Here is a 24,441-nt window from a genome sequence, read left to right as displayed (position 1 = left end):
CTAATATAAGTGACCTTTTTTATCAAAATTTAAATATATCTACACTAATTAAATTGTCATAGAAAACAATTGATGATGTGGTTGTTTTCTTTTCAGAAGTAAATCAAAAGCCATACACACGTTGCGGACAAAAGGGCGTCCTTTTTCGGTAATAGACAATTCATTTTTTTCAATGATTATTAAACCGTCTAGTTCCATTTCTTGAAGACTTATTAAACAATCTGGAAGTTCATCAAACCATCCATTTTCTTTATCCCAAGTGGTTTTTAATTTACACATAAGATTTAAAATATGATTGCGTATAATTAAATCTTCTTCATTAAGTATGTGTCCTCTAAATACCGGTATGGTGTTTTCTTCAATTAATTGTTGATACGTTTCTACTGTTTTCACATTTTGAGCAAAGCTATACCAACTGTCGCTAATAGCTGAAACACCCAAACCTATCATAGCTTGCGTTTTTGAAGCTGTATATCCCATAAAATTACGATGTATGGTTTTATTTTCTACGGCTTTATAAAGGCTATCAGTAGGTAAAGCAAAGTGGTCCATACCTATTTCAATATAACCGGCTTCCAGTAGCATTTTTTTACCTATCTCGTATTGTTCTCTTTTTTCTTCAGCGGTTGGTAGATCAGAGTCCTTAAACCCTCGTTGACCATTTCCTTTTATCCATGGTACGTGTGCATAGCTATAAAAAGCAATACGATCTGGCAAAAGCTCTTTTGTACGATTAATAGTATGAATAATATGTTCTTTTTTCTGAAAAGGCAATCCAAAAATAATGTCATGACCCACCGAAGTAAACCCTGAGTTTCTTGCATTTTCAGTAGCGACTTTAACGTGCTCAAAAGGTTGCATGCGATTAATAGCTCTTTGAACAGTTTCATTATAGTCTTGAACACCAAAACTTATCCTGTTAAAACCTAATGATGCTAGTGATTGTAAGTGATTTTGTGTAGTATTATTAGGATGTCCTTCAAAACTTAACTCGGCATTTTCGGCTTTTATAGCAAGGTCAAAAATGCCATTAATTAATAATTCTAAATTTTGCACCGAAAAAAATGTAGGAGTACCACCACCTAAGTGTAATTCTTTAATAATTGGTTTTTCAGAAAAAAAATTACAATACAGTTGCCACTCTTTTAAAACCGATTGTAGATAGGGAGTTTCCACACCATGGTTTTTTGTGATTCGTTTATTGCAACCACAAAATGTACATAGACTTTCACAAAAAGGAAGGTGTATGTATAAACTTATTCCTTCTTTTTGATTGCTTTCATTAATACTTTGTTGAAGTGTATGTATCCAAGCATTTGCGGAAAATGTTTTATCGTTCCAATAAGGCACTGTTGGGTAACTCGTATACCGAGGACCGGCTACGTTGTACTTGTTTAATAATGATGACATATGTATACATTCATTTTAAAGCTCCTATATACTATTTTAAGTAAATGATTTAGGATGTTAATACGGGTCAAAAGTATCACCATCTTAGATTTCAGAAAATGATATAAATCAGCTAGTAGCTTTATTTAAAAAAATGTATTTTAAATGATAAAAATCATTCTAAATGCAAGTTGCAAACAAGACCTTTGCAGTCATAAAATCGATTAAAAATGAATCAACAAAATATAAAAATTGTTTCTCCAGAAGAAGCTGTTTCAATAATACCATCAGATAGTAGAGTGTTTTTTCAAGGAGCCGCAATGACTCCCAATGTTCTAATAGATACTTTATGCAAACGTTATGAAGAGTTAAAAAATGTCGAGATAGTACAAATTCACACACATGGTGAAGCAAAATATTTGGATGAACCTTATAACAAGGCTTTCCATCTTAACACATTTTTTGTAGGTGGAAACGTGAGAAAAGGTGTTCATACACCACAGGGTGACTATGTACCGGTTTTTTTAAGTGAAATACATTGGTTATTTCGTCGAAATATCTTGCCGCTAGATGCAGCGTTTATTCAAGTTTCACCACCGGACAAACATGGCTTTTGCTCTCTAGGAGCTTCAGTAGATATTACATTACCTGCAATTTTGACTGCTAAAAAGGTCATAGCACAAATAAATCCACGTGTGCCTAGAACTCACGGAGATGGTATTATTCATGTGAAGAATATAGACATGGCTATAGAAGTAGATGAACCCATTTATGCTGCTGCTGCTTCTATACCAACAGAGATTGAAAAAACAATAGGTAGGCATGTAGCAGGATTGGTTGAAGACGGTGCTACGTTGCAAATGGGTATTGGTAATATACCCAATGCTGTTTTAAATAACCTGACTAACCATAAACACTTGGGTATACATACAGAGTTGTTTAGCGATGGTATTTTACCGTTGGTTGAAAAAGGAGTTATAACCGGTGAAAAGAAAGAAGTAAAAACCAATAAAATTGTTACTTGTTTTGCGATGGGAACTCAAAAACTTTATGATTTTATAGATGACAATCCTTTAGTTCATTTTAAAGAAGCTGGATATACTAATGATACGGCGATTATACGTAGAAATCCCAAAGTAACAGCAATAAACAGCGCCATTGAGATTGATTTAACAGGTCAAGTCTGCGCAGATTCAATAGGTATGTATCAATATTCTGGAGTAGGAGGTCAAATGGATTTTATTCGAGGAGCCTCATTATCACCCGGCGGAAAACCTATTATTGCAATGCCATCAGTCACCAATAAAGGTATTTCAAAAATAACACCGTTTTTAAAAGAAGGAGCAAGCGTAACAACAACACGTGCTCACGTTCACTATGTTGCAACAGAACACGGCGTGGTGAACCTATTTGGTAAAGGATTGCGTGAGCGTGCCAAAGCTCTTATAAGCATTGCACACCCAGATCACCAAGAAGCTCTTGAAAAAGCAGCATATGAACGCTTTAAGCATTAAAAAACGCTGTATTTCAACTTTTTTTTAGGGTTGATATAAGTCATTTTTATTACAATAAACTTGTACTAACTTTATTGTAAGTTTTTCTTCTTTTCTGAAACAAATACTATAATTGAAAGATATCTTTTAAGTAGTATACTTTCAGAAAAAGGTAGCTTACAAATAAGGATTTACATTTTTGAAAAATAAATTGATATGAAAACACTTTTAAAAAATTCTGTTTTAAACGGGATCTCATATGCTGAGTATAAATCACTAACTCAACAACTTGTTGAAAAAGAAAGCAGCACCGGAATACGAGCCGAAAATACCGAAGAACAATGGCAACAAAAGGTTATGTATACCAAACTTAATTACAGCCGCAATAAACGACTTGATAAAACGGCTACAATTCCAGAGGCTTATCGGCATTATTTTAAAGAAACCTGTGAAAAACAAACTTGGTTGGTTATTACTGAAACTTGGTGTGGCGATGCCGTACAAGCACTTCCATTTATTAATAAAGCATCAGAACTTTCAGAAAATATAGATTTAAAAATTGTATTTCGTGATGAGCATCCTGAGTTGATGAATCTGTTTCTTACCAACGGTTCTAAAAGTATTCCGAAGGTAATAATATTAGATTCAGATTTTGAAGTATTAGCAGAGTGGGGGCCACGCTCGCAGGCAGCTACAAACCTAGTAAATGATTATAAAACTGAACACGGTAAACTAGATGATGCTTTTAAAAAACAATTGCAAATCTGGTACAATAAAGACAAAGGAAATAACATTGTTGCCGAACTAGCAACTATATCAAAAAATCTTTGTTTGGAGAAAGTGGAGAAATACTTTTAATAAATATTACAATAAAAAAAAATCCTTGTTATAAAGTAACAAGGATTTTATCATTTTGTGACCTGGCTGGGGCTCGAACCCAGGACCCTCTCCTTAAAAGGGAGATGCTCTACCAACTGAGCTACCAGGTCAATAAGTGCTTTAAAATTTTACTTTTAAAGTGCGATTGCTTTTGTTTGCAATAGCGGGTGCAAATATACTATCATTTATTCGATTTATCCAAAAGAATTTCAATTAAATTTGAAGGAATTTTTAAAGTGCGTGACAATCAGTAAATACCGAAATAAATTTTATGAAAATTATACTAATAGGATATATGGGAAGTGGAAAATCTACAGTAGGAAATCAGCTTTCCAAGATTTTAAATTACAATTTTAAAGATTTAGATACCGAAATTGAACAAAAAGAAGAAAAAACAATATCAAACATTTTTTCAGAAAAAGGAGAAATTTATTTCAGAAAAAAAGAAGGTGATATATTAAAGGAAGTTGTCAATACAAATCATGAACTAGTTTTAGCCACCGGCGGTGGTACACCTTGTTATGGTGATGCAATGCGTTTTTTATCTGAGTCTGAACAAGTAGTAACGGTATATTTAAAGGCTTCTTTGCCAGTTTTAACAGATCGATTATTTTTAGAAAAAGAGCAACGACCACTTATTTCTCATCTACCCAATAAAGAAGAGTTGACAGACTTTATAAGAAAACACCTTTTTGAAAGATCACACGTATACAGTCAAGCAGATGTAACAGTTACGGTAGATAATAAAGATACTTCAGAAATTGTTGAGGAAATTATTGCCAAACTATTCTAAAATAGCGCGATCTTTATTTTTTTCAAAAATAACAGCTACATTTTCGTTTAAAGAGGTTGATAGGGATATTCCTTTAAAATCTGCTTTTATAGGATATTTTTTGTGATTTCGGTCCACGAGAACAGCTGTTTTAAATTGCTTTAGCGGAACTTCTAGAAAATGCTTTACGCCATAGATTAATGTAGTTCCAGAGTGTAGTACATCATCTACCAGTAAAAGTGATTTATTTTTATAGTCTGTTTGTGGTATTGAGGTTTGTATAGCTGAAGTAGGTTCTTTTTTATTAATAATTACCTCGCACAACGTTACTTTTAAAGGTGAAATTTTTTCAACCGCTTTTTTTAATTTTTCAGCAAAAACATAGCCATTTGTTTTGATACCGGCAATGATCACTTCTTTTTCAGAAACATTTGCTTCATAAATTTGAAACGCAATTCTTCTTATTTTATAATCAATTTGTTTTTTATCAAGGATGGTAACTTCTTCTGGCATATTATGATTCTCTTTTTATCAAAGATAGTAAAAGCGACTCGTATTATTCTTCTTGATTATTGGTAAAATCTTCTAAATCTCTTCTATCCTTTTTGGTTGGTCTACCAGTACCTTTTTTACGATAATATTTTTTGGCATATTGAAGTATTTCTTGACTTTCAAACGCTTCTTTTGGGGTAGTATCTTTTCTATAAATATCGACCAACTTTGCTCCAAGTCTGTTTTTTGGCAAATTTAAAACTTCAAGACTGTAGTTAATTTGGTTTTTGCGCACGTGTATTTGATCGCCGGGATATACATCTCTAGAAGGTTTAACAACATCTTGATTAACCTTTACGGCACCTTTTTTACAGGCTTTGGTTGCAATACTTCTAGTTTTAAAATAGCGAACACTCCACAAATATTTGTCTACTCTCATACTACTATTTAAAAATCTACGTTAATTGATACTGCAAAAATAATGGAAAATTGTATCTTTCCGCCCCGAAAAAAATGATGATGAATAAATACAAATTTATATTTCTTACCACACTTGTTTGTAGTGTAATTTTAACGTCTTGTAAAAATGATGATGATAATGGAGGAACCACGATTCCTGCTCGTGATAGAGGCGAAGAAGCCGCTGCCGCAGAAGCTGAAATTGTTTCCTATCTAGAGACTCACTTTTATAACTATGAAGAGTTTAATAACCCTCCTGAAAATTTTGATTTCAGAATAAAATTTGACACCATTGCAGGAGATAATGCAGATAAAGAACCTTTAATCAATCAAGTAAAATCTAAAAAAGTAAGAGATAGATTTGAAACCGATCTAGAATATACTTTGTATTATTTAAATGTGAATCAAGGTGGTGGTGAAAATTCTCCAAGTTTTCCAGACTTGGCTATTCTTTCATATGAAGGACAAACACTTCTAGACAACGTAGTTTTTGATGGTTCTGTATCACCCGTAAAGTTTGATTTAACACAAGTTATTAATGGATTGCAAGATGCAGTTATAGAGTTTAATACAGCAGATCCAGAATTAACTGTTCAAAATCCAGATGGTACCGTAACCTTTAAAGATTTTGGAATAGGCGCCGTTTTTATACCTAGTGGTTTAGGATATTTTAATCAGCCTCCTATTGCTTCAGGAATAAGTAGTTATGATCAGCTTATTTTTACGTTTCAATTATATGAGATGGAAGTAGGGGATCAAGATGGTGATGGTGTTCCCTCTGTTCTAGAAGACAGAAATGAAAATGGTTTTGAAGAAGATGATGATACAGACGGAGATGGAGTGCCAAACTTTATTGATAGTGATGATGATGGTGATGGTGTTCCAACGAGTGTTGAAATTGAATTTGATGACGAAGGCAATATTATTTTCCTTGATAGCGATGGCGATGGAGTACCCAATTATCTAGATGCAGATAGTTAATTAAAATTATTTTTCTACATAACAAACCCTTAAGGCAGATAATGCTTTAAGGGTTTTTTTTTTGATTAAAACTATAGTAAACTATAAATTAATTTATTGCTATTAATTATTTAGGTGTTGTTCTTGACTTGAAAAGATAGCAGATAAAACAAAAAAACCTGTAAACAATTGGTTTACAGGTTTTAGCGGAGAAAGAGGGATTCGAACTTTTTATATTTATATTTATCTTAAACCTTATAATTAGTGATGTTATTGCCTATTAATAAAGGTTTTGTTATGTTTGTGTATATTTCGAATATATAGCAGTTATAACAAAATTATGCCCCTAATTATGCCCCTGTAATGAATTACTCCTACACTTTTAATCTCAAGGACCCGAACAGTACTAAACCAACTCTTATTTATTTAAGGGCAAGAATAAAAGCCGAAAATAAATATTTGAAATATTCTACTGGTGAAAAGATTGAGCCAAAGAACTGGGACAAAGAATTACAATTTCCGAAAAAAATAAAAGGTCGTACAACCAAAGCAATTCAAGTTAATTCAATTATAAATCAATTGTCAAGATATGGGGAAGCTTTTCAGTTGATTTGTTCGAAGATTGAAGCAGAAGGAACAGAATTAACCGTAAATCTAATTAAAGCAGAATTAGATTATCAATTCAAAAAATTTACTACGGCTCCAAAATCGTTTTTTAATGTATTCAATGAATTTATTCAAGAGAAAAAAGATTTAGGAAAAATAACAACGGGCACGATTGGTCGATACGAAAACATTAAATCGGTACTTGAAGATTTTTCTATTGCAGAAAAGTATAATTTAACTTTCAATAGAATCAATAATGACTTTTACATCAAATTTGTGAAGTATAGTAGAAAGACATTAAGACATAAGAATAATACTCTTGGAAGGAATATTGGTTTTATAAAAACTTTTATGAATTGGGCGGTAATGAAAAAGTACCACAGAAATTTAGATTTTAAGAATTTTGAAAAGGTTTCCAGCGATACGGATGAAGTAGCACTTTCATTCACTGAACTAGAAAAATTATACACTCATAAATTTAAAACAAATAGATTACGGAAAGTGGTTGATGTTTTTATTTTTGGATGTTCAACAGGAATGCGGTACTCAGATTACTCTAGAATAAGTAAAAGAAATATAAGAGATGGTCAAATATTCATCAATACTACAAAGCAAAAAAGTAATTTGGGTATTCCTTTAAACAAGTATTCAAAAGAAATACTTGAAAAGTATGATTACAACCTACCTATAATAAGCCCACAAAAATTTAGAGAATATATAAAAGAAGCTTGTAAAGTAGTTGATTTTAATGAGGATATTGTAAAAACGTCTTTTATTGGAAATGAAAGAATAGAAGAAGTGATCCCGAAATATAAAATGATTAGCACACATACTGCTAGACGAACTTTTATTACTCTTTCACTTGAAAAAGGAATGCGCCCAGATATTGTTATGAGTATTACTGGACATAAAAGTTATAGCAGTTTTAAAAAGTATATTAAGCTTTCCAAAAAAATAAGGGAAGAAGAAATGAATAAAGCCTGGAGTTAATGGATTTTTATAAAATAGCCCAAACTGAATTTTCGTGTAAAAACCTGAAAGATAAATTTTTTGAAAAATATTCCAAAGCTAAAAAGCTTGCCGAAATACAAAAAACAAACAATATAAAAGATCGATTAGATCCATATTTTGAATTAAACTACTCTGTAAGCACGACTATTGAAGATTACAATTTAGCCACTTTAGATTTCTATATAAATTCTAAAAACGAATTGCTTAAATTATCTAGGCATCCAATTTTTTGGTTTGCTCTTGAACCTTTCGATGATGAATATATTCAGAATCTTAGTTGTTATTTGATTCGAAATATTGATAATTCTAGTCTCGATGACCTTCTCAATGAGATAGAAAATATTCTTTTTAAAATATTCTACTATAATGAAGTAATTCATTATCCAGATTATAATAAAAAAGCTTTGCCGAAAGGAATGCCCTCTAATGAAATTATTGAACATCCATTTTTTGAGCAAACTTTTATTAGATTACTAAGAGAAAGAATAGTAAAATTGGAAAATCAAAATGTAGATATTGATAATACATTTCACCCTAATGATTTTGATTTAAATATCATTTCAATAATGTATTTATATCATTTTTTAAACTCTCATAAATTATTAAAACCCTCAGATGATTTAAATTTCTTTTTAAATTTTTTAGGATCTAGTGAAGTTATAATTTTTGATTTGAAAAACACTGAATTTACCAAACCTGATTTAGATTTATTTTTAGGATTGTTGCAAAAATTTTATCAAGGATTCAGAGATGAATATATCGAATGGGTTAAACATAAAATAAGATATATTTCGAAACAAGGTAAAACTAGATATGGAGATAGTATTGAAATCAAGAAACTAAATACTATAAAACAAGCATTAGATAAGCATAACAAAATACACAATGACATAAAAAATACTATTGAATTATTAAATAACACACAAATTATTACTTCTTACCTAAACAAAACTTAAACACAAAGACTTTAAGCTATATGTATTAAACTGGCTTACAGCGGTTTATTATTTTATTTTTTAACAATTTTACCAAATTGTTCTAAAATCAATCTTCTTGAGATTTGTAGTATGAAAATAATCATAACCAAACAAGAGGATCTCGAAGAGTTAGTACAGACCTCTGTCCAAAAATCACTAAAACAGTTTTACTCTACTAAAAGAGAAAAAGAAAAACTGAATCAGAACCTTTCCGTTCGTGAAACAGCAACATTTTTAAATGTTTCTGAACTCACAGTTCGTAACTACATTAAGCGCGGGCTTATTAAAGCTGATAAAATCGGTAATCGGGTTTTAATAAACCGGAAAAAACTCGAAGCTACTTTAAAGGAAGTTAAATCTTTAAAGTATAAAAGATAATGAGCTACCAAACAGTTTACCCGTTTTTTGAACACCTAATTGATAGGTTATTAATCAATGCATATAGAAGGCTAGAATTAGTTAATCTTCGAAAGAATGAAAAAACTTATCAAGTTGAGCAAATAGAATTATTACAATACTTTAAATCCCAACTTGAAAAGAAACCCTCATTGAGCAATGCCAATATGGAGTGGTTAATAAATGAAATGTATAAAAAGGACCCGACTATGCACGGGGTTACTTTACAAGTTTCTATTAAGAAAAATCCTGATATGGGAAGATTTTCTAAGATTCACTTAAATATTGCGAAATGATGGAGTATTTAAGAATAGGAACAGAGTATTACAAAATAGTAAAACGACCTTTAATCGATGGGAGTGTAGCTCCATCAATTGTGAAATGGAAACGGCACACCATAATTGACGACCACAGTAAAGACTATATTAGGGAAATTCCCAAATACGAAGGCTTTACCGTTCAACCCGCACATATTGATTATAAAAAAACTGTAAAAGGATTTTACAATCGATATATGCCGTTAACCCATAGCTTTGATGCCACATATACAGATGGTTCTATACCTAAAACATTGGGTTTTTTAGAACATATATTTGGAGATCAACTACAACTAGGATTAGATTATATTTCAATTTTATGGAATAAGCCTACTCAAATATTGCCAATACTTTGTTTGGTAAGCGAGGAGCGAAACACCGGTAAAACCACCTTCTTAAATTGGTTAAAACTTATTTTTCAAGATAATATGACAATCAATAAAAATGAAGATTTCAGGAGCCGGTTTAATGCTGATTGGTCAGAAAAACTGATTGTTGCAATTGAAGAAGTTTTATTAGAAAAAAGGGAAGATAGTGAACGAATAAAGAATCTATCTACTGCTAAAACCTATAAAACTGAAGCAAAAGGCAAAGACAAAGTAGAAACAAACTTTTTTGGAAAGTTTATTCTTTGTTCAAACCACGAACGCAACTTTATATTGGTTGATGATAAGGAAATTAGATTTTGGGTACGGAAAATACCACAAATCGATAAGCCAGATCCAGACCTAGAAGAAATTTTAAAAGATGAGTTACCTTATTTTTTAGACTTTATGTCAAACAGAAGTTATTCAACGAATAGAAAAACCCGAATGTGGTTTACGAAGGAACAAATACATACTGAAGCCTTAGAAATTATAAAACGAGGTACTAAGTTTTTCTTCGAAAAAGAATTGATTCTCTTGTTAGATGAAATGTTTGAGGATTTTGAAGTTGAAACACTTGATCTTTCTTATTCAGATATTATTAACCTTTTTAACGATGCTAGACATAAAGTCTCGAGAAGAGAAATTGCCAATGTAGTAATAGATAAATGGAAAATTGAACACAAAAACAGTAGTTATAATCATTATTATAAATCAATTGATCCATCAACAAATACGTGGCAAGTATCTGTTCAAAATAAAAAAGGTAGGTATTTTAGTTTCGAGAAGCAATTCATTAAAAATATGTTGAATTGTTGAAATTAAAAAGCACGCTTGCGTATTTGGTATTTTACAAGCTTTTTAAAATCAACAAACATTCAACAAAACAAAATATGATTCTTGTTGACATTCTGTTGAACGTATATAACCTTATTGGTTAGGGTTTATGAGACATTTCAACAAATCAACAAATATTCTAACTTTTATTATCAAGTTTTATTTATACATCTTAAGGGTGATTTTTATTTTAGTTCTTTGTTGGCTGTAGTGTTTCCATTTCGATATAGCTTATTCACTTTTGGTTGAATAATCCACATTCCAATGAAATAGAACCAAATCATAAAAAATTCACCTACATAATCTCCGAATCCAACTTTTCTCTGTAATTCGACTGTCTTTAATGTTCTCGCAACAAAATAGATTGAATAAAAAATGGAAAACATAGAGAATAGGTGAAGTGGTAATATAATCGCTACAATCCAACCACTTTTAGAGAATCCATTAATTCCAATTTCGGAAAAAATTCCACTCATATAAATTGTCAGGAAAACCATGTAAATTAACGGAATAAAAAAAAAGACCTTGAATTTTTTAACTTTCATCCTTATTTCTTGCGGGACGTATTTTTGAAGCCCAATTGCAATTGACCAAAACCATCCAAACAGAACTCCAATAAAAAGAAGCATTATTATCGGAAAAACATTGAAAATACCAATATCGAGTATTACTAGAAATTCAAAAAATAGCGGTATACCTAACATTAGAAGAAATAATTGCCAATGTTTTGCTTTTAAATAAAACTTTATCATTTATTATTTTCGTTTTTGCTCCAATATTACAACCAACGTGTTTGTATATGATTTGTTGCGTGTTTTAAGCACCTAATTTAGCAAATGAAAACCGAATAGAAAATCCGCAAGGATTTTCGCAAGTAGGCTAGAACTAGCAATAAATTATATACAGTGTTGGGTGTAGGCTTATTTTTCCGAATTTATTTTTTCAATTATTAACTTTAATAAGTTTTCAAAATCTGAATAACCATCATTAAGTGAACTGTATTTCCAGCCATACCACCAAGGATATTCTTCTTTCAAAGATTCTTTACTAACAATAAGGTCTAAAAGTTCTTTAATTTCAGAATCCAAAGTTTCACTTGCAAAATGCCTTCCAATGCCAATGTATGTTGATTTAAAATTATGTTCGATTAAAACAGAGAAAGGTTTGTCTTTGTAATGTAAAATAACTCCTGTTTTTATAAATGAATCTTTAGATTGGTTAAATTTCTGATTTTCCTCAAAATTAAAACGTTCATCTAAATTATTTTTCCACTCTTTAAATAACATTTCCTTTGAAGTTCTTTCCAGTTTTTCAAGTTGCTCTTTTAGTTCGCTAATTTCATCAATTTTCTTACTAATAACTGCAATATTCTCAATATTATCTGTATTCAGTTCTAACTCTGTAGATAAAAAAGATTGTAGTTCTTTGTTCATATTTAAGTATATTTCTTTCTTATTAAAAAAATGTTTTAAATGGTCAATGTATTGTATAATAGCACTTTTTATTAATTCTTCTTTTTTAGACAAAACTTTCAAGTAGCTTTCAAGCCAAGGAAGTATTGTTGATTTGTATGATATTTTAGAATATCTTGTTTTAAAATCTGATAAATTATATTCTTCTCCCCAAGTTTGCTCTGAATGATTATCTTTTTCAGTTTTTGTTAAATAAAGAACAAATATTTGTTCTTTTTTAAATCCTATTGACTTACATTTTTCTATATATCTTCCAATTTGATGTTCTTGTTCAACTGCATTATGTATTTTGTTTTCTATAATAATTGCATATTTATTATTCTCTTTAATTAAACCGTCAATTCTCATTTTTTCATAAGTTAATATTGGTTTATTTATAATATTAATGTCGAATGAAAAATGATGTTTATTTTTAGTATTAATAAATTTTAAAAAATTTATTAGAGCAGGTTGATATTGTAAAAGTCTTATTAAGAATTTACTATGTGCATTTTCATTAGTTGATAAATCGTCAAGAAGATTTAATCTGTAAGGTAATTTGTTCAATTCAATTTCATAAACCGAAGAAAAATTCTCCAATAGATTCATAGAAAGTAAAAATTTCTTTTTTGTTTCTTTGATTCTCCAATTTTTATAAGAATTGTTTAGAGTTAGAATTTCATTAATCGAATTTTTATTCATTTTTCAGCAGTTCGATTTAGCTTACACCCAACGGTTTCGGCTATGAGTAGTTGCGTGGTTTAGCATTTAACTTTGCAAGTACACACCGAGTTGGAAATTCCGCAGGAATTTCCAAAGTAGGCGAGTAGAAGCAATTACTTATAGCCATTGTTGTGGGAAGTGTTTTATTCTGTTTTCTTTGCGGTTAATATCGCCATCATTTCTTTTTCTTCAAAATCAGTTGGTGTTTCTATTGATATATTTTCTTTTTTAAAGCCTTTGTCCGCTAAAGCATTAATAGTTTCTGTTCTTTTCATTACAATATTCTCACTTTGGTCGTCAATATAATGCGAAACCCATTCCTCAATTAGTAAGTATTTTTCCGGATTTGTTTTCAAATAATCAATGTATTTATTTACCCTGTATTTGAGAGCCTCAATTCTTTCTTCATCTTTGTCTTGAGCAATTTTGTCTGCATTGATAAAAATCGAATTAGCACTCATATTTTTATACAGTAATTCGTACAGTTTTTCCCTTTGTTGTTTCGTTAAATTATGAATAGTATAGCCAGAAACAACCATATCAAAAGGTTTGAGGTCATCACTTTCTAAATATTTTATGACATCAATTATTATTATTGAAACCTTTTTGGGATTTACGTTTTTGTTTTTTCTAATTTGCTCTTGCATAAAAACATCGTCATCAATAACAGTAATTTTGTCGTTGTTATTCTTTCTTGCTTCTAAAATAACTTCTGTTGTTAGACCAGAGCCAAACCCAATTTCTAAAATATTTAAAGGCTCATCTTTTCTAAAGTTCTCTATTGTGTTTTTTATACTTTTTTGAAAGGAACCATAATTGCCATAGAACTTGTCTAACAAGTCAAATTTCTCTCTCATTCTGTCCGAAAAACGAGAACGTTTTTTAATGTAATTGTTATCAATTAATGTGAAGTCATAATTTTGCAAAAACACCTTGTCTATCACTTTTTCATCAGTTAAATCTATTTGAAGAGCATTGGTTTTGATTATTCTTTGTAGTTCTCCATTAAACTTTAATTCTGAAATACGAAGATTTATAAAATTTCTCAAAACAGTTTCTTCCTTGTGGATAACAAATGAAACAGGATATACGAGTTGATTGTCTTTAAGAATATTGACGATATTTAGATTCTCTTCGTCAATAATTGATTGAGCTTTAAATATCTCCATTAATATAACGTCTCCAGTAGTCTTATCTTCAGACGACACATTATTTAATTTTTCTGAAAAATCTCTGTATTTGTACCTTTTAGCAATGTCCTCTGAAAGTTTTCTTCTTTCATCTCCTTTTTCATACATAGATTTTTTGCCAACTATTTCCGATATTTCTCCTTCCAAAAACTCAATCTCCCACTTTTCACTACTATCTCTTTTCGATTTCAAAAAGGTTATTGCGTCATCATAAGATAACTTCAAGTTCTCTGTTTCTGTATTTTCTTTCACATATATGCCTATATCGCTGTAAAATAAAGGAATGCTATAAATTACATCATAATCATATAACCGACTTCTTGTTTCATACATTGGTGTCATAATGAAGTCAATTTCTTGTCTTTTTGCACCTGAAAAGTCTTCAAAAATAGACTTCCAGCTGTAACCACTTGATGGTGTTTCATTGATTAGTTCTACATTAAAAGGTTCAAAAATTTTATTCATTAATTCGTAACCAATACCACTCGGTGTTTCTTTTTTTGCGTCATCTTTTATCCAAAAGAAAGGTTTGTAGTCTATGGCTACATATTTCAATCTCTTTTTAACAATTTTTTCAAACCGTTTATGAATTATATGATTAGGTTTTTCAAATTTTTTAAGGTCTTTTTTAAGAGACGAAATCTCTTTTTTTAAATCTGGTACTTCCGATTTGTCTATAATTTTAACAAGTTCTTTATTCTTATCTATTTTAGCTGTTATATAATAAACGTAATAAGCAACAGAAATACCAATAACTGTAATTGTTAAATAGGCAATGTACGATAAAACATTTTCAAGTGAGTTTATGTCATTCGGGCTTAACTCATTATAGCTGAAAGTATTGGTTATAAAACTCGTTTCTTTAATTATAAAGTATGAAGTTGCAATCAAGATAGCTAATATCAGACCAGCTATTTTAAATTCTGGGCTTTTAAAAAATGCTTTAATCATTTTAGAAAGGATTTAAGTTCTACTGTTGTGGGTGTTTTTAAAATTTCAGAACCTCCTTCTTCAATTATTTTTCCGTTCTGCATAAAAACAAGTTTATCAGCTAATTTTTTTATTACGTACATATTGTGTGTTACTATTAACGAGCCAATACCTTTGTTTTTTAAATCCTTTATCAAACGAATTATATTATTGGTTTGAACAATATCCAGCGCACTTGTTATTTCATCAAAAAGAATATAATCAGGTTCAAGAATTAGCACTCTTGCTATTGCAATTCTTTGTTTTTGACCTAACGAAGATTGATTTGGGTAATTTTCTAAAACATCTTCTATTTCAAGAAGTTTTGTTAAATTTTTAAAGAGTTCTTTTTTAGAAGAATTGAAATCATCAATTGCAATCAAAATGTTTTCACGATTAGTTAAATGTGGATAGAGAAACAATTGTTGATATACAAGATTGATTTTTGAATTTGGTTTGATGTTTTTAGTTAGCTTGCTGTTAAAATCGTAAGTACTATTAAAAATGTTTAATTTTCCACTCTCTGGATAGTCCAACAAAGATAAGCACCGTAATAAAGTTGTTTTTCCACTTCCACTTGGACCAAACAAAACTGTAATGGAATTGGTGTCTAAATTAAAGCTTAGGTTTTTAAGGACTTCTTTATGACTATAATACTTTGATATGTTCTTGGCCACTATCATCTTTCGGAAATGTCTCTAATATATTTTTTCTTGAAGTACAATGCGATTAAATTGATTGGTAAGGAAATCAGCAAAAAGAAAATGCCAAGTGCCATATAAATTTCTACTGGTTTATACTCCAATGAAATTACTCTTTGAGAAACTCTAAATATCTCATTTACTGAAATCAAACTTGCGAATAATGACATATGCAAAATGTTTACTTGTGCCATTAAAATTGAAGGTAAAATATGACGAATAATTAGCGGAAACTCAATTTTTAATATCTGCTTTTTTTTACTCAAACCAGATAATTTTGCAACTTCTAAATATTGTTTTGGTAAATTCAAAATGCCATTTTTCACAATTTCAGAAACTGCGATAATATTAATTATTGTCAGCATAAAAGTTGCCGTATAAAATGGTTGAACGCCAACATTTAAAATACTTTGTGCGGGATAATGTAACCAAAAGAGAAATACTAATATTGGTACACTTGTAATTACAATTGAAATAATTTGAAATGGTATTCCTATGATTTTTTTGTTTTTAGAAGATACCACACCAATAAAAGCACCAATAGTAATTCCTAAAAACCAAGAGATTAAGGCAAGTTTAGTAGTAACTAATAGTCCGCCTGCAAATGCTTCTTTATATTTAACAATTAAGTCAAAAGTAGTTTCAAACATTAATTGTTAGATTTATAAGGTGATTGTACTTTATAATAAGAATTTGGATATTTTTCATATTTGGCAATTACCTTATCTACAAACCCATTATTTTGAAGTTCTTCAATTGCAATATTAAGTGTAGTTCTTAATTTAACTGAACCTTTAGGCAATAGCATTGAATTTGGAAATACTCTTAACGGTTCGACTCCTTTAACTTCTTGAATTGAATTTGGATTTTTACTCGCAAACTCTAATGCAATTGCAGGTTCGACAAAAGTAACATCTGCTTTTTTAGATTTAATCTCCAACAATGTTTGAGAAACGCCTGTAAGTTGTGTTACTGCTTGTTGTTTTGCTTTTGGAAAATCAAAATTTGCGATTATTGAGGTCATTTCTCCATCAATTGTAGAGATTATAACATCAGAAGAGTTAATTGCGTCAAGGTTGTTATCAAACTTATCATTTCCATATGCAGTATATGCTTTCACAACACTATAAAAAAGAGGTTTTGCAAAATCTACGTGTTTACCTCTTTGACTTGTAGGCCAAATACCTGTAACAACCATATCAATTTTCCCTTGCTTTACAGATTCTATCATTCCATCCCAAGTTACTTCTTCTTGATAGACAATTTCAAGACCCAAATTCTCTCCAATTTTTTCCATAACCTCATAGAATATTCCAGATTTATTTCCGTCTGCACCAACTATAAAACTTGGTGGATAAGAAATGTAACCAACCTTTATTTTTCCGCTTTCTATGATTTTGTCATACTTGGATTCGGTAGTATTTGTTTCGGTTTTATTTCCGTTACAGGCTATTAGAAATAATGCTATAGCTATTAGTCCTAAAAATTTTGTGTATTTGGTCATTTTATTTTTTTACTTATAAAGATATTACTTTAATTTTTGTTCAAATGTTGATTGTGTCCTTACATTACCCACAACGTCTATATAAACACAATTGCGTTTATATATTATTTATTTAAGGCTAAAATAAAAATAGGGGAGTATGTTTTCAAATATATGAAAATTATTCTATTAAGATTGTTTTAAACAAAATCTCAAAAAAACCACCCAAGTTGCAACAAAGAACCTTAACAGTTGCAATTCGACAATTTACTTAGTTGCAAACAGCCAACTTAACTAGTTGCGCTATGATTTTCTTACATAGGTTTAATGGTTACACCTAAATAACGTATCTTTTTTCCCTAATTCAACTACTAGCAAAATATGATTAGGGAGTATATCGAAAAAGTAAACCAACGCTACAAGTTGGGGAACGCAACCGAGCATACCTTTCGAGGTGATCTACAACTATTAATAGAACAAATCAATCCTAAAATTTCAGCAACCAACGAGCCTAAAAGACAAGCTTGCGGTGCGCCCGATTATGTAATAACAAAAGGGCAAATTCCAGTTGGCTATATTGAAGCAAAAGATGTAGGTGATCCCGATCTGGACGGTAAAAAGAAAAATAAAAGGCAATTTAATCGCTATAAAGATTCTTTGGATAATTTAATATTCACCGATTATTTAGACTTTCATTTTTACAACCAAGGCGAATTAACGACCACGATACAATTGGCAGAAATTGTTGATGGCAAGATAGTCCCTAAAACAGAAAACTTTGAACACTTTACAGCCCTTATAGTTGATTTTACAACCTACATAGGGCAAAGCATTAAATCTTCGTCCAAACTATCTAAAATGATGGCTGGAAAAGCCCGAATGTTAGCACAAGTAATTGAAAATGCCTTAAACAGCGATGAAGAAACCAAACAAAACAGTTCTTTAAAAGAACAGATGTTAGCCTTTAAGGAAATATTGATCCACGATATTACGCCTAAGGAATTTGCAGACATTTATGCCCAAACCATTGCCTACGGAATGTTTGCAGCTCGCTTGCACGATCCAACACCAGAAAATTTTTCCAGACACGAAGCTGCAAGCTTGATACCTAAAACAAACCCATTTCTACGGAAGTTGTTTCAGTATATTTCCGGTTATGATATTGACGAACGTATTGAATGGATAGTTAGTGATCTTGCTGATATATTTAGAGCAACCGATGTAAATAAAATGCTCACTAATTATGGTGAAGCAAGGCAAAGCCAAGATCCAATTATTCACTTTTACGAAGATTTCTTGGCAGAATACGATCCCAAGTTGCGAAAATCCCGTGGCGTTTGGTACACACCGGAACCAGTAGTAGATTTTATAGTACGTGCTGTAGATGATATTTTAAAAACCGAATTTGATCTTCCCAACGGATTGGCTGATAACCGTAAAACAACCGTTAAGATTAAAACCGATATTCCCAATAAAAATTATAAAAGTGGTTATAAAGAAGTGGATCAAGAAGTACATAAGGTACAAATACTCGATCCAGCGACCGGCACCGGTACTTTTTTGGCGCAAGTTATAACCCATATTTACAACAACCGCTTTAAAAAAATGCAAGGAGCTTGGAGTGGCTATGTAGAAAAAGACTTGATCCCTCGCTTAAATGGTTTTGAAATATTGATGGCTAGTTATGCCATGGCACATTTAAAATTAGATTTGTTGCTTACTGAAACTGGTTATAAACCCACCATAGACCAACGCTTTAAAGTATATCTTACTAATAGCCTAGAAGAATATCATCCCGATACCGGCACCTTATTTAGTGGTTGGTTAAGTAGTGAAGCAAATGAAGCTAACCATATTAAACGGGATTCACCCGTGATGGTGGTGATGGGGAATCCACCTTACTCTGTTAGTAGTACAAATAAAGGTCAGTGGATTGAATCTTTAATTGACGATTATAAACGAGGCTTAAAGGAAAGAAGTTATAACTCCTTGTCAGATGATTATGTGAAATTTATAAGATATGGACAACATTATATAGATAAAAATGGAAGTGGAATTTTAGCATATATTTCAAATAATAGTTTTATCGATGGACTTATACATCGCCAAATGCGTAAAAGTCTACTAAACACTTTTGACAAAATCTATATAATTAATTTACACGGTAATAGTCGAACACAAGAAGCAATACCATCAAACATTAAAGATGAAAATGTATTTGATATTAGGCAAGGTGTTTCGATTAATATTTTTGTAAAAAACGGAAATAAAAAAGGATCAGATTTGGGATCAGTTTTTTATAAAGAAATTTATGGTAAAAGAGAATACAAATATAATATTTTAAGAGAAACGAAAATTATAGATTTTTCTTGGATAGAAGTTAAAAATGTTAAACCTCACTACTATTTTAAACCAAAAAACTTTGATAATAAAGATATTTATGAAGAAGGTTTTTTGCTGTCTAACCTTTTTCTAGAATTTAACCCGGGAGTTGAAAGTGGGCGTGATAGTTTATTCCTTGATTACTCTTCCAGTAAACTAGAACATAAAATAAAAGACGTTTTAAATTCAGACTTATTGGAAAGAGAAAAGGTATATAGGGAATATAAAATAAAAGACACAAAAAGCTTTAAATTAAAGACAGAATTAGAAAAGGCTATATATGATCCTATTAAAATAAAAAGAATTAGTTATAGTCCATTTGATATAAGGTATTCTTATTACGACACGAATATTTTACGAAGACCAAGTTATAACACATTTGAACATATATTATCTGGAAGTATGGGGTTAATAATAAAAAGAGGGTTTAGTCAAAGTGATACACCACCAACTTTCATAGTAAATAAATTATCAGACCGCAGAGGGTGGACTCGATCTGGTATGCAGGGAGCCGAAAGTATCGCTCCATTATATCTTTATTCTAAGGAAAACGAAACCCAAGATATTTTTAAAACCTCAGATGGCGATATAAAAGAACGTGTTCCCAATCTCGATATGGATATCGTAAAAAAGATTGAAGAACAACTCGAACTACCTTTTGCCCCGGAAGGTTTACTTACCCCGCCAGAGTTACCAAAAAAAGGCGAAACTATTGAAAAAGCAAGAGAACGTCTGGAAAAAGAAGGCGACCCGTTTTTTACTCCGCTGGATTTGCTCGATTATATTTATGGCGTGTTACATTCACCAACCTACCGGGAAACCTATAAAGAGTTTTTAAAAATAGATTTCCCAAGAGTACCATACCCAGATGATAAAACAACCTTTTGGCAACTAGTTAGGTTGGGCGGTGAGTTGCGTGAAATACACCTATTAGAAAGCCCAAAAGTAGAAGAGTTTATAACCAGTTACCCCGAAGATGGTGATAATATGGTTACAAGAAAGCTTACAAAAACCTCCATAGGATATGAAGGAACCACCGAAACAACCGGCAAGGTTTGGATCAACGACCAACAATATTTTGACAATGTACCCTTAAAAGCTTGGGAGTTTTACATAGGTGGCTACCAACCCGCTCAAAAATGGTTAAAAGATAGAAGGGATCGAGAGTTGAGCTATGATGATATTCTACACTATCAAAAAATAATTGTCGCCCTCACAGAGACCGATCGCATTATGAAAGAAATTGATAAAATTGAACTTATATAAAACAGAATACTGAATGCCCCTATTTTTAAACACCCCCAAGTTAAACGAATGGTTGCCCAAATTAATCGCAACAAGTGAAAAAGAACTAGTTTTAGTGGTTCCTTACATTAAAATATCCAAACCTATATTTAAAGCACTTAAAAAAGCAGATAAAAACGGAGTGGCAATAACCATTGTATATAGAGAAAATAAATTATCTAATGTTCAAAAGGAAAAAATACTTGAATTAAACAAGTTGAATTTATTACACCATCCAAATATTCATTGTAAATGCTATTATAACGGTACACTTCTAATCATCGGATCAATGAATTTATACGAATATTCCGAAGAAAATAACCGAGAAATGGGCGTTCTGTTCTACAATGAATATTTTGAATCTCCAGAAAATTCTTTTCAATTAGATTACGATGATCCAGAAGTTTTTTATGATACTATTTTCGAGTTATGTGATATTGTAAAAAGCGGAACTTTAGAACGTGTAAACTCTTATTATAAAACCAATGGTTTCGAAATTGATATTTTAAAAACTAACAAAGAACTAACCGAGGAAAATTGCAGATTGTTAAACAATTATTTTCTGAACAAAAAATTTATTCCTTTAAAGGTAAGTGACTACGATTACACTTGTTATTGTGAAAATTACTATGATAATATCCATATAGTATTTGAGTATATGAGAATTAAAATAGAATTTGATTTATCAACTGCACAACGTAAAGAGCTTTATGAGATATGGGATGCAGGTAAAGATGAAATAAATTTTGACGGCTATAAGTATTACTGGAATTATTTTAAGAGTGATTTACTTTTGTATTCTAATAACAGAAAAGAAGCAGAAGAAATGAGTAAACAAGAACGCATAAAACATTTTAAAAAAGGTATAGATCTAATTATTAAAAAATACCGTAAATTAACAGGTAAATAAATGCATATGGCTTTTTTTGATCAAAATGGTAATCAGTTATCTCCTTGTATATGTTCTAAAGTAAGATTTGCTTTAGAATTAAATGAAACAATGCCTAGAAACAGTAAAGTGTGCTCAATCAATTATTGGGATCGAGTTGTTAGAGAAATGGCACGGCAAAATAATATAGAAGATGATGATAGAATAAACAATGCCATTAACAGATATACCGAATTTAATTAATAATTTTTCTATTTAATATATAGGAAATATTCCTATTTTTGGAATATGTCCAAAAAAGTATATGTTGTCAATGAACACCCAGTTTATATAAGAGAAACTATTAAGAGAGTTTCAAAGAATAGAATACTTAAAAACTGCTCTATCAAAGGTTATCCAGAACCAACTAATGCAAATAAATTTTTAATTGTTATATCTGTAAAAGGATATAAACTTTGTTACCGGTATTATAAAAACCCAACAGTAATTATGGATTTAGATCCTTTAGAATTACCTCTAAGTGGTTGGAAAGTTTATGTGAAAGTTTAGAATAATTATGCCCCTCAATATGCCCCCAAAATTGAAAAAGCCCATAAACATTACGTTTACGGGCTTTTCAGCGGAGAAAGAGGGATTCGAACCCCCGGAGGTGTGACCCTCAACAGTTTTCAAGACTGCCGCATTCGACCACTCTGCCATTTCTCCAGTGAATCTCATTGGGTATTTCCCAAATGCGAGTGCAAATATAACATCCTTTTTTTATTCTGAAAAGCCTTTTTTAAAATTAATTGTCAATTATTGCAATTGGTTTTTTATCAGACCCCACAGCTACAAATGTAAAAAAGCCTGTCACGGCCTTATCACGTTGATAACTATACATATCTTCCATAAAAATATCTACTTTTACTACACAGCTTGTTTTTCCTACAGAATCTACTCTAGCAATTAATTCTACAATGGTACCTTGAGGAATAGGTGTAGTAAAGTCAATTTTATCTGTTGAAACCGTTACAACACGCTTTCGTGAAAATCGCGTAGCACATATAAAAGAAGCTTCGTCCATTAGCTGCAATGCAGTACCACCAAACAATGTATCATAATGATTGGTTGTGTTTGGAAAAACAGCCTTACAGATGCGAGTTTCACTGTTGTCTAGTAATGTTTGTAATTCTGGCATAAAATTGATTTTTAAGTGTATTAGTTTTACTTATCAAAGGCTTTTACTATATTCTAAAGCTATTGTTATTTTTGTATAACAAAGATACTCTCATTTTATGGCAACAAATATCATTGAACAATTAAAATGGCGTTACGCTACAAAAAAGTTTGATTCTAATAAAATACTTACTAAGCAATCAATTGAACAACTTAAAGAAGCGTTTAACTTAACAGCAACCTCATATGGATTGCAACCAGTTACTCTTGTTATTGTAAAAGATAAAGAACAACGTAAAGATTTATTGCCACACAGTTGGAACCAACAACAAGTAGTAGATGCTTCTCATTTACTTATATTTTGCGTAGAAGAAAAGTTAAACCCCGAATATATTCAAAACTACTTTAAACGCGTAAAAACTATTCGAAATACACCAGATACTATATTAAAACCATTTGAAGAGTTTCTTTTAAACTCTTTTGAAGAACAGTCCTCTGCAGAGATACGCACTTGGGCAACAAATCAAGCGTATTTGGCTCTTGGCAACTTGCTAACGGTATGTGCAGCCAAAAATATTGATGCTTGCCCAATGGAAGGTTTCAACCCAAAAGAATATGATCGTATTTTGGGCTTAAATAAAAAGGGACTTACATCTGTACTGTTACTGCCTGTTGGATATCGAGATAAAAGTGACTTTATGGCCAACGAGAAAAAAGTGAGAAAAACTATGGATGAAGTAATTATAGAATTATAAACAAATGCATAAAAAGTAAAAACCCCCGAATTAACTATTCGAGGGTTTATTTATATAGTATTTGAAATGTTATTTTATTTCAACAACTTCAAGTTCAAATGTCAAGTCTTTTCCTGCAAGAGGGTGATTAGCATCAACTACAATGCTTTCATCTTTTACTTCAGCTACACGTAACTGACGTTCAGATCCATCAGGATTTTTAGCCATTAATCCCATACCTACTTCAGGCTTTATCTCTTTAGGTAAGTTTTCTTTGGAAACTTCTTGAAACAGTTCTTTTTGTACATCACCATAGGCTTCTTCTTTTGGGATGCTAACTGTTTTCTTTTCGTTCACTTTCATGTCAACAAGTCCTTTTTCAAAACCAGGGATCAACATTCCTTGTCCCAGGGTAATTTCTAAAGGCTCTCTTTCCAATGAACTGTCAAAAACTTGTCCATTTTCCAATTTACCTGTGTAATGCACTCGTACTGTGTCATTTTCCTTTACTGTACTCATAAATTTGA

Annotated in this window: 25 protein-coding genes and 2 tRNA genes; 14 read left to right on the top strand and 13 right to left on the bottom strand. The window is 31.0% G+C overall.

The features are described from left to right. Positions 1-48: 48 nt before the first annotated feature. Positions 49-1,410 carry an oxygen-independent coproporphyrinogen III oxidase gene (gene hemN, locus INR76_RS12850; protein WP_223108354.1) on the bottom strand — a complete coding sequence of 454 codons (1,362 nt, stop codon included), beginning with the start codon at positions 1,408-1,410 and terminating at the stop codon, positions 49-51. A 209-nt stretch (positions 1,411-1,619) separates the two neighbouring features. Between hemN and INR76_RS12845 the strand changes: the two genes are divergently transcribed. Both INR76_RS12845 and INR76_RS12840 read left to right on the top strand, forming a co-directional pair. Then, entirely contained in the window at positions 1,620-2,903 is a 1,284-nt protein-coding gene (locus INR76_RS12845; protein ID WP_223108353.1) for an acetyl-CoA hydrolase/transferase family protein, read from the top strand. A 195-nt stretch (positions 2,904-3,098) separates the two neighbouring features. Beyond that, positions 3,099-3,740, top strand: a complete 642-nt coding sequence (locus INR76_RS12840; protein ID WP_223108352.1) for a thioredoxin family protein — start codon at positions 3,099-3,101, stop codon at positions 3,738-3,740. Positions 3,741-3,798: 58 nt separating this feature from the next. Here the strand turns inward: INR76_RS12840 and INR76_RS12835 are convergent. Then, positions 3,799-3,871 (bottom strand) — tRNA-Lys (locus INR76_RS12835). A 161-nt stretch (positions 3,872-4,032) separates the two neighbouring features. Here INR76_RS12835 and INR76_RS12830 point away from each other — a divergent pair. Then, positions 4,033-4,554: a shikimate kinase gene (locus INR76_RS12830; protein WP_223108351.1), complete on the top strand. Its 522-nt coding sequence runs from the start codon at positions 4,033-4,035 to the stop codon at positions 4,552-4,554. On the opposite strand, the gene INR76_RS12825 is transcribed toward INR76_RS12830, so the two are convergent. Next, entirely contained in the window at positions 4,546-5,046 is a 501-nt protein-coding gene (locus tag INR76_RS12825; RefSeq protein WP_223108350.1) for a phosphoribosyltransferase family protein, read from the bottom strand. The genes INR76_RS12830 and INR76_RS12825 overlap by 9 nt on opposite strands. A 43-nt stretch (positions 5,047-5,089) precedes the next feature. After that, positions 5,090-5,464, bottom strand: a complete 375-nt coding sequence (locus tag INR76_RS12820) for an RNA-binding S4 domain-containing protein (RefSeq protein WP_223108349.1) — start codon at positions 5,462-5,464, stop codon at positions 5,090-5,092. A gap of 80 nt (positions 5,465-5,544) precedes the next feature. Here INR76_RS12820 and INR76_RS12815 point away from each other — a divergent pair, with 80 nt between their 5' ends. The 6 genes from INR76_RS12815 to INR76_RS12790 all read left to right on the top strand — a co-directional run bounded on the left by INR76_RS12815 (position 5,545) and on the right by INR76_RS12790 (position 10,935). Continuing rightward, positions 5,545-6,465: an FKBP-type peptidyl-prolyl cis-trans isomerase gene (locus tag INR76_RS12815; protein WP_223108348.1), complete on the top strand. Its 921-nt coding sequence runs from the start codon at positions 5,545-5,547 to the stop codon at positions 6,463-6,465. A 342-nt stretch (positions 6,466-6,807) separates the two neighbouring features. Then, on the top strand, positions 6,808-8,040 hold the full coding sequence (locus INR76_RS12810; RefSeq protein ID WP_223108347.1) for a site-specific integrase: 1,233 nt from the start codon (positions 6,808-6,810) through the stop codon (positions 8,038-8,040). Then, positions 8,040-9,017, top strand: a complete 978-nt coding sequence (locus tag INR76_RS12805; RefSeq protein WP_223108346.1) for a hypothetical protein — start codon at positions 8,040-8,042, stop codon at positions 9,015-9,017. The genes INR76_RS12810 and INR76_RS12805 overlap by 1 nt, the downstream gene beginning before the upstream one ends. 111 nt (positions 9,018-9,128) lie before the next feature. Further along, complete coding sequence (locus INR76_RS12800; protein WP_223108345.1) at positions 9,129-9,416, top strand: helix-turn-helix domain-containing protein; 288 nt, start codon at positions 9,129-9,131, stop codon at positions 9,414-9,416. Then, entirely contained in the window at positions 9,416-9,730 is a 315-nt protein-coding gene (locus INR76_RS12795) for a hypothetical protein (protein WP_223108344.1), read from the top strand. The genes INR76_RS12800 and INR76_RS12795 overlap by 1 nt, the downstream gene beginning before the upstream one ends. Beyond that, positions 9,727-10,935 (top strand): primase-helicase family protein, encoded by a 1,209-nt coding sequence (locus tag INR76_RS12790; protein WP_223108343.1) that lies wholly within the window; start codon positions 9,727-9,729, stop codon positions 10,933-10,935. The genes INR76_RS12795 and INR76_RS12790 overlap by 4 nt, the downstream gene beginning before the upstream one ends. A gap of 203 nt (positions 10,936-11,138) precedes the next feature. Here INR76_RS12790 and INR76_RS12785 read toward each other — a convergent pair whose 3' ends face one another. From INR76_RS12785 to INR76_RS12760, 6 genes are all read right to left on the bottom strand, one after another. Then, positions 11,139-11,705: a hypothetical protein gene (locus INR76_RS12785; RefSeq protein ID WP_223108342.1), complete on the bottom strand. Its 567-nt coding sequence runs from the start codon at positions 11,703-11,705 to the stop codon at positions 11,139-11,141. A 168-nt stretch (positions 11,706-11,873) separates the two neighbouring features. Then, positions 11,874-13,106: a PD-(D/E)XK nuclease family protein gene (locus tag INR76_RS12780; RefSeq protein WP_223108341.1), complete on the bottom strand. Its 1,233-nt coding sequence runs from the start codon at positions 13,104-13,106 to the stop codon at positions 11,874-11,876. A gap of 164 nt (positions 13,107-13,270) precedes the next feature. Further along, entirely contained in the window at positions 13,271-15,268 is a 1,998-nt protein-coding gene (locus tag INR76_RS12775) for a transporter substrate-binding domain-containing protein (protein WP_223108340.1), read from the bottom strand. Next, positions 15,265-15,963 carry an ATP-binding cassette domain-containing protein gene (locus tag INR76_RS12770; RefSeq protein ID WP_223108339.1) on the bottom strand — a complete coding sequence of 233 codons (699 nt, stop codon included), beginning with the start codon at positions 15,961-15,963 and terminating at the stop codon, positions 15,265-15,267. Before INR76_RS12770 ends, INR76_RS12775 begins: the two co-directional genes overlap by 4 nt. A gap of 2 nt (positions 15,964-15,965) precedes the next feature. Beyond that, positions 15,966-16,637 carry an ABC transporter permease subunit gene (locus INR76_RS12765; protein WP_223108338.1) on the bottom strand — a complete coding sequence of 224 codons (672 nt, stop codon included), beginning with the start codon at positions 16,635-16,637 and terminating at the stop codon, positions 15,966-15,968. Continuing rightward, positions 16,637-17,491, bottom strand: a complete 855-nt coding sequence (locus INR76_RS12760) for an ABC transporter substrate-binding protein (protein ID WP_223108337.1) — start codon at positions 17,489-17,491, stop codon at positions 16,637-16,639. Before INR76_RS12760 ends, INR76_RS12765 begins: the two co-directional genes overlap by 1 nt. Before the next feature lie 360 nt (positions 17,492-17,851). Here INR76_RS12760 and INR76_RS12755 point away from each other — a divergent pair, with 360 nt between their 5' ends. From INR76_RS12755 to INR76_RS12745, 4 genes are all read left to right on the top strand, one after another. Next, a complete protein-coding gene (locus tag INR76_RS12755) occupies positions 17,852-21,118 on the top strand; it encodes a type ISP restriction/modification enzyme (protein WP_223108336.1) in 3,267 nt (1,088 codons plus the stop codon). Positions 21,119-21,131: 13 nt separating this feature from the next. Further along, positions 21,132-22,046, top strand: a complete 915-nt coding sequence (locus INR76_RS12750; protein WP_223108335.1) for a phospholipase D family protein — start codon at positions 21,132-21,134, stop codon at positions 22,044-22,046. A gap of 90 nt (positions 22,047-22,136) precedes the next feature. Continuing rightward, on the top strand, positions 22,137-22,268 hold the full coding sequence (locus INR76_RS14005) for a hypothetical protein (RefSeq protein WP_255592686.1): 132 nt from the start codon (positions 22,137-22,139) through the stop codon (positions 22,266-22,268). Between the two features lie 45 nt (positions 22,269-22,313). Then, positions 22,314-22,574 carry a hypothetical protein gene (locus INR76_RS12745; RefSeq protein ID WP_223108334.1) on the top strand — a complete coding sequence of 87 codons (261 nt, stop codon included), beginning with the start codon at positions 22,314-22,316 and terminating at the stop codon, positions 22,572-22,574. Between the two features lie 71 nt (positions 22,575-22,645). Here the strand turns inward: INR76_RS12745 and INR76_RS12740 are convergent. Continuing rightward, positions 22,646-22,730 (bottom strand) — tRNA-Ser (locus INR76_RS12740). A gap of 79 nt (positions 22,731-22,809) precedes the next feature. Then, positions 22,810-23,202, bottom strand: a complete 393-nt coding sequence (locus INR76_RS12735) for an acyl-CoA thioesterase (protein WP_223108333.1) — start codon at positions 23,200-23,202, stop codon at positions 22,810-22,812. Positions 23,203-23,299: 97 nt separating this feature from the next. Here INR76_RS12735 and INR76_RS12730 point away from each other — a divergent pair, with 97 nt between their 5' ends. After that, entirely contained in the window at positions 23,300-23,935 is a 636-nt protein-coding gene (locus INR76_RS12730; protein ID WP_223108332.1) for an NAD(P)H-dependent oxidoreductase, read from the top strand. A 69-nt stretch (positions 23,936-24,004) separates the two neighbouring features. On the opposite strand, the gene INR76_RS12725 is transcribed toward INR76_RS12730, so the two are convergent. After that, on the bottom strand, positions 24,005-24,433 hold the full coding sequence (locus INR76_RS12725; RefSeq protein ID WP_223108331.1) for a peptidylprolyl isomerase: 429 nt from the start codon (positions 24,431-24,433) through the stop codon (positions 24,005-24,007). Positions 24,434-24,441 lie beyond the last annotated feature (8 nt).

Source organism: Marixanthomonas sp. SCSIO 43207, assembly GCF_019904255.1.
Lineage (GTDB): Bacteria > Bacteroidota > Bacteroidia > Flavobacteriales > Flavobacteriaceae > Marixanthomonas.
The sequence above is the reverse complement of the archived record's forward strand: the minus strand, read 5'-3'. Positions and strand labels throughout refer to the sequence as shown.